Here is a 12,874-nt window from a genome sequence, read left to right on the forward strand (position 1 = left end):
ACCTGTAATGACCAGTTTTGTTCACCCGCAATTTCGTCTTCGCTTTGTTCTGGCGGCGTTGTTTCTAACTGTTCTTGCGCTCTATTTCTGGACGGGCAGCCGCTATCCCGCGTTGAACGAAAAGGCGATGATGTCGGGTGCGATCCAGTTGGAGGATCCGCTGAGTTTTGAGGCAAAATTCCCGCTGACCGAGGCCATGGGGACCCTGGAAAAGATCTGGTATTCAACGCTGAACTGGATCAACACCAACAAGCGCGGCATGACGTTTGGCCTGCTATTTGCGGCGGGCTTTATGACCATGCTGTCTTACCTGCAGCAAAGAAGCTTTCGGAATGGGTTTGCCAACTCTTTGATGGGTATGTTTGTCGGCGCGCCGTTGGGTGTCTGCGCAAATTGCGTCGCGCCTATTGGACGCGGCATGTATTCCGCCGGCATGCGAGCCGAGGCGGTACTGTCGGCGATGGTGTCCTCTCCGACCTTGAACATCATCGTCCTGTCTATGTTGTTCAGTTTGCTGCCTTTCTACATGGCAGTGACCAAGATCGCCCTCAGTCTGGTACTGGCCTTGGTGCTGGTCCCGTTGATCAGCCGCAGCCTGCCGCAACAGGCAATCGAAACCCCCGAAGCCGCGCAAACGCCCTGGTCGATGGCTGAACTTGGGGACAAGCCCGAACATGTGGGCCAGGCGGTGATTGGCTTTGTCAAAAGCTATTTTGCCAACCTCTGGTACATTCTGAAGATGACCGTGCCCTTGATGCTCTTGGCAGGGTTTCTGGGATCGATTGTGGCGACCCTCTTTCCGCAGGATTTGATCCTAGGCCTTGGGTTCAGCCTAGGGGTTTTGGCCCTAGTCACGCTGATTGGTCTGTTTCTGCCGGTTCCGATGTCCTTTGACGTTGTGCTGACCGGTGCGCTGATCGCGACCGGTCTTTCACACGGCTATGTCATGGCGTTGCTGTTCACCTTGGGCAGCTTTTCGATCTATTCGTTCTTTATCATCAACCAAACGCTGGGACTGCGCGCGGCGCTTATGATGGCGGCGGCGATTGCTTGTCTTGGTTTTGCATCCGGTTTTGGGGCCAATGCCTACCATGAATGGCAAACCAAACGGGCGTTGGAATTGCTATTGGGAGACGCCGAACAGATCGCGCCCTGGGGGGCCGCGCAAGCCTCTGAAGCTGAGGCTGCGCCGGTTGTGATCAGTGGTGATGCGGACCAAATCTCGGTGTTTGCAACACCCTTTAAGCCCGCCAGCCCGCCCGCCGAAACCGGTTTTACCCGCATGGAAGCGGTCGAAATTGGTATCGACAAGCCAGTAGAATTCACGATGCGAGACATGTGGCCGCCTTTTTGGGAAGGACGCAGCCTGTCGAGCGCAGACTTCGATCGGGATGGGGATATAGATTTGGCCATCGCCTCGACCGAGGTCGGGCTGTATCTCTATTTGAACGATGGTAGTGGCGCGTTTTCGCGGCAAGAGATCGATCTGGGGCCATTGGCAAAAGAGCATGTTTTCAACGCTGTTTTTGCTGACATCGACAATGACGGTTGGCCTGATCTGTTTATTGCCACCTACTTGAACGGCAATTATTGGTGGCGAAATGTTGACGGGCAATTTGGTGCCGAACCGTTGCGCCCTGTCGCCAATAATCCGGATAGCCCGCTAAGTCTGGCGCTAAGCTTTGCGGATCTTGACCAAGATGGCTTTCTTGATGTGGCTTTGGGTAACTGGGCGGCAGGCTGGTATCGCCGTATCCCGGGCGAGGAATCGCGCAATCGCGTTGTGCTGAACAAAGGCGGAGCCTTGGACGGCAGTGCCTTTTATGATCTGCCGGGCATTCCCGGTGAAACCCTGACGACACTGTTTTCCGACATTGATCTGGACGGGGATCAGGACCTGATTGTCGGCAATGATTTTGACATCCCGGATTATGTCTATCGTGGTGACGGTCAGGGTGGAATGGAGATGATCACCCAGCCCGAAGGGATCATTCCACACACCACCACAACAACAATGGCTGTGAAGTCTGCCGATCTGTTCAACACGGGCCGACCGGTTTTGTATTTTGCCCAGATCGCCGGGCGTTCCTCTGGCGTGTCGGAAAACCTCAAGATGCAGAGCCTGGACCTCTATTGCGACGCCATTCAGGACACCCAGGCCAAATCGGTTTGCGAACAGAATATGGCAATCAAGACTTGGTACAAATCCGGCAACAGCTTTGACCCCACCTATGCCCATCGCTGTCTTGAGCTTGAGGGACGATATCAAGCGGAATGCAAGGCGCTTTTGATCAAGGATCTTGCCATTCAAAAAGGTGACCCATCGCTTTGTGATCTGGTGCCTGCGGGTCAGAGCGTGGCCAAAGCCTATTGCAAGATCCATTTCAAACCCGCGCGCCAGCCCAAACCGGATGAGATTGCGCTGACCCATCAACAAATTCTGCGGTCCAATGTCGTCCTGGAATGGAACGGGCAGGCCTATGACGACACTGCTGCCAAACGCGGACTTGATGTTGGTGGTTGGAGCTGGGACACGAAAATCGCTGACTTCGATCAGGACGGTTGGCAAGACATCTTTATCGTCAATGGGACTTGGGTCCCGAATGAGGTGTCGCCCTCTAACATGTTCCTGCTGAACAAAGGCCAAGAGCGGTTTCAAGAGGATACGCGTGCTTTTGGGCTCGAAGACTATCTGATGACGGCGGCGGCCACGACCTTTGACATGGACGGTGACGGCGATCTGGATATTGTGACGCACCCGGTTAACGGGCCGCTGTTGGTTTACCGCAATAACAGCCAGAACCCCGGTCTGGTCTTTCGTTTGCAAGACATGTCCGGCAATCGCGACGGGATTGGCGCGCGTGTCACTTTGATCCACGAAGATGGATCGCAGCAATCCCGTGAATTGCAATTGGGCGGTGGATTCATGAGCTTTGACGCCCCGCAAGCACATTTTGGGTTGGCACACGGTAAAAGTGTAAAAGAAGCGCTAATCGCTTGGCCAAATGGGGGCGAGACAAAGCTGCAAGGTCCTATAACGGCAGGACAAATCGTTCTGGTGCAGCGGAATTGAACATGCGCGAAAATTGAAAAAAGTGCGAAAGTGCTACACTGCAATTTTAATTGACCCTGAGGAACGTCAAACGTTGTTCAGTTAACTTGTGGCGCAATAAGGTGGGCGAAAAATACCCACCAAAACGGTGGGCCTGTGTTTATACGACCAAGCATTGGGGACACCTATGATTTGCCAGCTGGGCCGCTTGTTTCGTGCGATTTCCGTTGTTTCTCTTCCACTGATTGGCACTGCCGCCATGGCAGCGCCACAGCTTGCTGTGAGCGTGTCGCCAGACCCGATTATCCCGGGTGGCGTGAGCGAGCTGACGTTTACGATTTCAACAACGGATGCTGTCCCGACAGAAAGCATTGCCTTTACTGGTAATTTGCCAGCCGGGATCGTCTCTGTCGGCATCGGAAGTGTCCAAAATGGCTGTGCCGGTTCGCTGGCGGCCTCGGTTGGTGCCAGCAGCTTTTCGCTCTCAGGTGGTCAGCTCGGAGCCCTTGGCACCTGTCAGATTGTTGTTCCCGTCACGTCGAGCACGGTGGGAACCCACACTATTTCGACCTCGACACTGACATCCGATCAGGGGTCGGCGCTGGCAGTCAGCGACACGCTCGAAGTCGCTGCCTCCAATCATTCCATCACCAAAACGCTCACGCCGACCACTGTCCACCCGGGTAGCGTGACGCGTGTGACTTATGACTACACGCACACGACTGGCGGTTTGTTTAACTACTTTAACCTCGCTACCACACTGCCCTCTGGGCTGGTTCTGGCTGATCCGGCAAATGCGTCACAGGATTGTGGTGGCACGCTGAGTGCGACGGCAGGTGGATCAACTGTTACGCTTTCCTTGCCTTCGGCAGCACCAACCAGCTGTACGGTTGGCTTTGATGTGCTGGCCGTTGATCGCGGTGACTACACATTAGAAACAACCTTTACGACATTCGACTCCGGCACCCCGAGCCGTACGGATTTTATCCGCGCGGCTCTGACCGTTCCGACACTGCCTGCCTCAAGCGTCGGTTTGAGCAAATCCTTTGGTGTTTCTCAGGCCGTGACTGGTGAAGCGGTCAAGCTTAGCTTCGTGCTTCAGAATACAACACGCTCTGACGCGGCGACAAATTTGACCTTTACAGATGATCTCGATGCTTTTCTGACTGGTGCCGTCGCAACATCGTTGCCATCAACGCCATGTGGCGCGGGATCTGCAATTACTGGCAGTTCCACTCTGAGCCTGACCGGCGGCAATTTGGCCGGGGGCGAGAGCTGTGAGTTTGAGGTCGAAGTGGCTTTGCCTTCCGGTGTGGCGGGGAATGCAACCTATACCAATGTCACCAGCAATTTGACGGGGTCCATCGGGGGCGGGTCGTTTACATCCGATCCTGCCATCGCCACTTTGCGTGTTCTGGGTGATGGGTTCCAGCCTGTTGAGCTGAGCAAGAGCTTTACCGATGATCCGGTTGCACCCGGTGGCACCGTGACGATTGAATACACGCTAACCAACCCCAACACATCCGATGCCGCGACCAGTATCAGCTTTACCGACTTTCCTGTTACGCTGACCAACATAACGCCTGCGACCGCTTCGGCCTGTGGCGGCACCCATTTCCTAACCAGTAGTGGTGGGGCTACAGAGTTGCAATTTACCGGGGGCAGCGTTGCCGCCAATGATAGCTGTAGTTTCTCCGTAACTGCGACGGTCCCTGCCGGAACCGCGCCTGGTTTGCAGGCCTATCCAACATCCTCCATTAGTGCAGTTGTCAACGGGGCAAGCGTTGAAGGTCCGGTTGCGTCGGATATCTTGCAGGTTTCGGGTGGGGCAAACCTGTCTTTCACTAAGGAATTCCTGGACGACACGGTTGCAACCGGTGATCAGACCCAAATTCGATTTACCATTTCGAGCTCTGAAGAATCGCCCTCAACGGCGACCGGTCTGGCTTTTACCGATGATCTGGATGCCTTCTTTACCGGAACAACATTTCTTTCCACGCCGACCAATACTTGTGGTGGGTCTGCCAGCGGGACCAGCACGTTCTCCTATACCGGCGGCACGATTGCCCCGGGTGATAGCTGTGAAATCATTGCGAATGTGACGATGGGCCCTACGGGCACCGGCACCTTTACCAACACGACATCCGGCCTGGCCGGAACGGCGGGCGGTCAGGCCACAACTGCGGCTGCAGCCAGCGACGACATTACCGTCTTTGAAGGCGGGGTCCTTCAGACCTCGATGGAATTTGGCAGCGACACCTATGTTTTGAACTCCGGGGATGTAGAAACGATCCGGTACACGTTCGACAATTCAGGCGGGACGAGCAATTATACCAACCTGATTTTGACGCATAGCCTAAACCCGCCCACGGGTGTGTCAGCGACATCCTTTTCGCATAACGGATCTTGCGGGGCGTCACCTTCGCTGTCAGGCACGACTTTCCTGATCTTCGTAGGTGTCGAGGTTGCGGCGGGTGATACCTGTATCATCGACGTACCGCTGTCGATTACGTCAACCGTTGAAGGGTCGTTTACGTTCACCACCTCCAGCCCAACAGTCTTGGTCAACAGTAGTACCGTTGTCCTGCCAGCTCTGTCAGACACAATTGAGTTCATCTCTGGCGGGCCGACCCTAGCGAAACAGCACCTGACAGATCCTGTGCAGGCTGGCGATACGACCACGGTTGAATATGTCGTGACCAACACATTGGGTGAGGCAATCGACACAATCAGCTTTACCGACGATCTGGATGCGTTCCTGTCGGGCATGGTTGCGACCGGCCTGCCTGCATCCGCCTGTGGGGGCACATTGTCCGGCACGTCCAACTTGACCTTCTCTGGCGGATCTCTGGCTGCGAATGACAGCTGTACGATCACGGCAACAGTTCAAGTTCCATCGGGTGCGACACCTGACGATTACAGCGGAAACACGGGGGCTTTGTCTGCGGAACGGGTGTCTGACGATCTCGTCTTGGCTGGCGATGCCGCGTCATCCAGTTTGCGCGTCAATGAAGCCGTCGCAGTGACATTCGCCAAAGCGTTTTCGCCCGATATTGTCGGTCCGAGCAGCACATCCACACTGACCTTTACGATCACAAACCAAAGCGCGACATCGACTTTGTCGAACCTGAGATTCTCGGATGATCTGAGCGCCGTTGTCTCCGGTTTGGTTTCAACCGGCCTGACTTCGGCTCCTGCCAATTGTGGTGCAGGCGTGAGCGCGTCGGGAACCAGTTTGCTCCAGGTTGAAAATATCAGCATCGCCCCAAGCGCGGTCTGTACAATCAGCTTTGACTTGCAAATGCCGTCATCTGTCACGGCGGGCACCTTTACAAATACCTCCAGTGCCTTGCTGCAAAACGGTTTGTCTATCGCAAATCCTGCAACCGATGACCTGACTGTTGAACCTGCGCCTTTGTTTAGTCAGGCGTTCTCGCCAGCGACGATACCGCAGGGTGCCGAAGCGCGCATCACCTTTACAATCAACAACGCCGCCGCCGGAAACCCGGCAAGCGCGCTTGATTTCACCAATACCCTTCCGGCAGGGATGACAGTTGCCCCCGTTCCAAATGCGGCAAGCAGCTGTACTGGCGGCACATTGACGGCTGTCGCCAACACCAGCACCGTTTCCTATACCGGCGGCACCGTTCCGGCATCGTCGAGTTGTACCGTCGCCGTCAATGTTCGTGCGACCGGGACAGGGACATTGACCAACACATCGGGTGATCTGACCTCTTCCCTGGGTAACAGCGGAACTGCGTCGGCGAGCCTATCAGTGACGCCTGCACCGGTTCCGACCTTTACCAAGTCGTTCGGCCTGTCCAGCGTGTCCTTGAATGGTACGCGCACAGTGACCCTGACCATCGACAATACCGGGTCCTTCATGGATGCCACCGGGGCCAGCTTTTCGGAAACCCACCCAGCTGGGCTGAGCACAGCTACTCCGGCAAATGCATCCTCCACCTGTACCGGAGGCACTCTGACGGCCGCGAATGGCGGGTCGAGCATGTCGTTTACCGGTTTCACAATTCCGGCGCTGAGCGGATGTATCATCAGCTATGATGTACGCGCGACCACGGTCGGAGCCAAATCGACGACGACATCGGATCTGATCACATCTCTGGGCAATTCCGGCGCGGCGGCGGCCACGTTGAACGTGCCCTCGATCACCATCAACACGCCGTTTACCGCCGACAATATCATCAACGGGGCTGAGGCCGGCGCTGTGACGATCTCTGGCACCACCGGGTTGGTCGGTGATGGCCGCACGGTGAGCATCGCAATTGGCGACGGGGCTTTGACTCTCCATACCTTTACGGCAACGGTCAGTTCCAACACATGGACAACAACCGAAGATCTAAGCGGTTTGGCCGATGGGTTGGCGAGCATTTCTGCCACTGTCACGGATGCCAATGGGTCTTTTGCGGGTCCGGCGACTAGCACATTCAACATTGATACGACGCCCCCCACTGGCCACTCCGTCAGCTTTGACGCGGCGATCTACAATGCTGCCAACCAAAGCGCGAGCAGCTTTACCTTTGCAGCTGCCGAGGTTGGGGCCGGATACGCCTATACGATTTCCTCGGATGGTGGCGGCACAAATGTGACCGGCACGGGAACCATCGCGACCGCAACGGATCAGATCACCGGGATTGATCTCTCAGGCCTTGGCGACGGTACGCTGACCCTGTCAGCTGTGTTGACCGACAGCTTGGGCAATTCCGCGCCCGCAGTGACCGATACGGCCACCAAAGACGTGGTTGCGCCGGTTCTGGCCTTTGATTCACCGCTTGCTGGGGATGATCAGGTCAGCGGAGCTGAAGCGAGCACTGTCACCGTGTCCGGCACGGCAGCGGGGGCCGAGGATGGGCAGCTTGTGACCCTGTCGATCACCGATAGCGGCTCGGGGTCTTTGAGCCCAACGGCCAATGTCTCCGGCGGGATTTGGAGCGTCGTTGTTGATATGTCCAGCCTCGCCGATGGCACGATCAACATGACGGCGGATGTGTCGGATGTGGCCGGCAATGCCGCAACGCAGGCCACGGCGAGCTTGGCCAAGGATGCAACTGCTCCTGCGGGCCACTCTGTCAGCTTTGACGCGGCGATCTATAACGCAGCCAACCAAAGCGCGGGCAGCTTTACCTTTGCAGCTGCCGAGGTCGGGGTCGGATACGCCTATACGATTTCCTCGGATGGCGGCGGCACAAATGTGACCGGCACAGGGACCATCGCAACCGCAACAGATCAGATCACCGGGATCGATCTTTCCGGCCTGGGCGACGGCACGCTGACGCTTTCAGTGGTTCTGACCGACAGCTTGGGCAATTCCGCGCCCGCAGTGACCGATACGGCCACCAAAGACGTGGTTGCGCCGGTTCTGGCCTTTGATTCACCGCTTGCTGGGGATGATCAGGTCAGCGGAGCTGAAGCGAGCACTGTCACCGTGTCCGGCACGGCAGCGGGGGCCGAGGATGGGCAGCTTGTGACCCTGTCGATCACCGATAGCGGCTCGGGGTCTTTGAGCCCAACGGCCAATGTCTCTGGCGGGATTTGGAGCACTGTTGTTGATATGTCCGGCCTTGCCGATGGCACGATCAACATGACGGCAGACGTATCCGATGTGGCAGGCAACGCGGCGACGCAAGCGACGGCGAGCTTGGCCAAGGATGCCACGCAACCAACCGGTTTTGCGGCACCTTTCGATGCGGCGATTTACAACGCGTCGACACAAAGTGCAGCCAGCTTTACTTTCTCCGGTGCTGAGGTCGGCACGACCTACAACTTCACGATCTCCTCTGACGGAGGCGGCACGGATGTCACCGGCACTGGGGTTATCGCAACCGCGACCGACCAGATCACCGGGATTGATCTCTCTGGCTTGGGGGATGGCACGCTGACCCTGTCGGCGACCCTGACCGATGCCCTGGGCAATGTTGGGGCCGCAGTCACAGACACGGCAACCAAGGACGTGGCAGCGCCAACCATCGCCTTTGACTCACCTCTTGTTGGTGACGATCAGGTCAGCGGGGCCGAGGCATCGACCGTGACCCTGTCCGGGACCACAACCGGCGCTGAGGATGGTCAGACTGTCACGTTGAGCGTGGCCGATAGCGGATCAACGGTTTTGACGCCGACAGCAACGGTTTCCGGTGGTGTCTGGAGCACTGTTGTTGACATGTCTGGCTTGGTAGATGGCACAATCACTTTGACAGCAGATGTCTCGGATGTGGCCGCCAATGCGGCCACGCAAGCAACCGCCAGCCTGTTCAAGGACACAACCGCCCCAACAGGGTTCGGCGCGACCTTTGACACAGCGATTTACAACGCGGCAAACGAAACGGCGGGCAGCTTTACCTTCTCGGGGGCAGAGATTGGGGCGACATTTGCCTATACGATCTCGTCCGATGCCGGAGGTACGGATGTCACGGGCACAAGTACGATCGCAACCGCGACGGACCAGATCAGCGGTCTTGATCTCTCTGGTCTGAACGACGGGACCTTGACCCTGTCCGTGACATTGACTGACGCCTTAGGCAATGCCAGCGCAGCCGTGACGGATACCGCAACCAAGGATGCTGCGGTTCCCACGGTCAGCTTTGACTCACCGCTATCCACGGACGACCTTGTCAATAACGCCGAAGCAGGCGCGGTTACCCTTTCTGGGACAACCACAGATGTGGAAAATGGCCAGACCGTCACCTTAGTGGTCACCGATTCCGCAACAGCCAGCCTGAACTTCAACCCGACCGTGACCGGCAATGTCTGGAGCGTAACGGTTGATCTGTCCGGCCTTGGTGATGGCACGCTTTCATTGACGGCGGATGTGTCTGACGTGGCAGGCAATGCCGCGCCACAGGCCACAGCCAGCTTGACCATGGACACAACGGCACCAGCAGGATTCGGAGCCAGCTTTGATGCTTCGGTCATCAACGCAGCCAATGAGACCTCGGGCAGCTTTAGCTTTTCGGGGGCCGAAGTTGGGGCGACCTATGCCTTTACCATCTCGTCTGATGGCGGCGGTACGAATGTCACGGGCACAGGCACGATCGCAACTGCGACGGATCAGATCAGCGGCTTGGACCTGTCCGGGTTGGGGGATGGCGAGCTCAGACTTTCCGTTACGTTGACCGACAGCTTTGACAATGAAAGCACCCCGGCCACCGATACCGTCGACAAGGAAACCACCGTACCAACAGTGGCCTTGGTTGCACCGACAACGCCGCAATCTGAGCCATTTGATGTCACAGTGACCTTTAGCGAAGCGGTCACCGGCCTTGCGACCGGCGGATTTACCATCTCGGGCGGCACAGCCACCACTCTGACCGGCAGCAATGCGGATTACGTTCTGACCGTGACGCCGGATCATGATGGTGAGATCACGATTGTTCTGGATGCTGGCGCGGCCTCTGATGCCAGCGGCAACCCGAATGATGAAAGCAACGAAGTCTCTGTTACGGCCGATCTGACCGGTACGCCCGATCCGGCTGCCGCTGATGCAGATGGTGACGGTGTTGCTGACAGCAAAGAAAGCGCCACAGCGGACCGCGACGGTGACAGTATCCCGGACGCAGCGGATTATGATCCTACCGGTTATTTCTACTGCGAAGATGACGGGCGCATTCTGTCGGGTGGCGGTATCTCGGTATCCGGTCCGTCCGGATCCAACAGCTCGGTTGGCACATCCAACGACATCACCATTGTTCAGGACGGTTCATCTGGCTTCTACCAGTGGTTCGCCCTGCGGCCAGGTACCTATTCGGTAACGTATAGCTATCCGGCAACGGCGGGCATCCCGAGCACGACACGTCTGTCTTCGGGCACTCTGGACGTGACCAGCTTGTTGCCATCTGATCCGGCGGTTCTGGGCTCAACCGAGTTTGGCAGCACGGGTGAGTTGGCGGATGCCTCCTTGGCGGCCAACCCGACCTTCTACAGCAGCTTTGTGATCGAAGCGGGTGACCCGGATGTCTTGGCCAACAACATCCCGTTGACCCAATGTGCCGAGAACCCGGTGATTGTCAGCGCAACTGATGACGGGGCCGAGGCCAATGGTGCCACAACGGATGCCATCGGCTTTACCATTGCTCAGGATCGCATTTCGGTGCTGGATACAGTTGTGTCCTACAGCATGAGCGGGACAGCGACTGATGGCACAGACTACACCGCCGCCAGTGGCACGCTGACCATTCCGGCGGGTGACCTGACAGCAGCCGTCGATCTGGACGTCATCGAGGACGCGTTTGTTGAAGGCACCGAAACCGCTATTTTGACTCTGACGGCGGTGACATCGGGCGATGACGTGACCATACTCAGTACGGTTTCGGCGGATTTGTCTGGTACGGTCAACATCACTGACGATGACGTTGCTTCGATTGCGGTGACCAACCTGGATCTAACCGCCTCGGAAAACGGGGATGACAACGCCTCGATGAGCTTTGTCTTGCTGGGCCAGCCAACCGCAGATGTGACCTTGTCTTTCGCGGGGGATGCGCAATGTAGCGTATCGCCAGCAACGATCACCTTTACATCGGCGAATTTCGACACCGCGCAGGTGCTGACAATCAGCGCACGAGATGACGATGACGTTGAGGGCACCCATAGCTGTCAGCCAACGGTCAGCGTTGCCTCTACGGACACACGCTTTGACGGGTTCGCTCTGTCATTGGCTGCTGTTACGGTCACGGATGATTTGGTCGACCAGATCCGCGATCCGCTGACCGAAATCCTCAAGGACGATCTTGAGGAAACGGTGCGTAGCCAGCAGCGTCAATTCAGCCGCATGGCCAAAGGGGCGCTTGGGCGTCTGCATGAAGGTCGCGAAGATCAGCAATGCGGAACAATTGCCAGCCCGGATGTGACCGGCAGCCTGACCATCACCGATCAAAGCGCCAATAGCGACGGTAAGTTTGGCTGGGAAACCTATAACTGCCAGACCTCGCGACGCGAGATCCTGGATGGCAGCTTCTCGCTGAATTGGACGCCGGATCAGGGGACGCAGGCCATTCTGCAATTCTCGCGTCAGACCGAGCGGTTCCTGTCGGATGATGCCATTCGCGGCTTCTTCTGGGGGGGCTATTTCAGCCAGAACAGTGTCGATGGCACCGCAGATGGATCGATCACCGGTTACGGTCTGAATGCCGGGATTTACGGCGCACAAGCGACTGGCAGCGGGTTGTTCGTCGACTATTACGGCTCAGCTGCAGTTGGTCTGCACAGCTACGATCTGACCTTTGACTCGGCTTTGGGGGATATCGACGCTGAGGGGGATTATTCCTATGTCGCCCTGTTCGGTGGTGTCGCTCTAAGCGGTAAGCGCGATTATGACACCTACTCGATCAGCCCGCGTATCGGTCTGGATGTGGCTCAGGCTTGGGTCAGCGATGCCGATGTGACCGCGCGCCAGTTGGGTCAGACGGATACCGGCACCATTGACCTGCCAAACTTCAGCGGTGCCCGCATCTATGCTGAGGTCGAATTCTCGGGTCTGACATCGCAGAAGGGCGCGGACAGCATCGGGGCCATGATGACCGAGGTCAGCATCGCCCCGCGTCTGGCCTGTGAATACTCGTCCTATTCGAACGATCAGGACTGTAGCGCAGGTATCAATCTGGCGGTCTCTTCCACTCAAAAGGACAAGGGTTTGTCCTATGAGTTCGAGATTGATTATGAGCGCATGGATGAGCTGAACCGCTTCTTCCTTAGCTTCTCGCGCGAGCGTCGCTTTGCCGATGATCGCGGGTCTGTCGTGACGCGCCTGTCCATGCCAGACACTGAGAGCCTGACAGTGGAACACAAGGTTCAGGTGGACTTCTGATCACAATG

The 12,874-nt window shown here is 57.1% G+C and carries 2 protein-coding genes; both read left to right on the plus strand.

Annotated features, from left to right (window positions below; all coding sequences use genetic code 11):
• The first annotated feature begins 7 nt into the window (after positions 1-7).
• Entirely contained in the window at positions 8-3,073 is a 3,066-nt protein-coding gene (locus CLV87_RS09255; protein ID WP_099241714.1) for an FG-GAP-like repeat-containing protein, read from the plus strand.
• 166 nt (positions 3,074-3,239) lie between these two features.
• Positions 3,240-12,866, plus strand: a complete 9,627-nt coding sequence (locus CLV87_RS09260; RefSeq protein ID WP_099241712.1) for a DUF7933 domain-containing protein — start codon at positions 3,240-3,242, stop codon at positions 12,864-12,866.
• The last annotated feature ends 8 nt before the right edge of the window (positions 12,867-12,874 follow it).

This window comes from Pelagimonas phthalicica (genome assembly GCF_004364805.1).
Taxonomy (GTDB): domain Bacteria; phylum Pseudomonadota; class Alphaproteobacteria; order Rhodobacterales; family Rhodobacteraceae; genus Pelagimonas; species Pelagimonas phthalicica.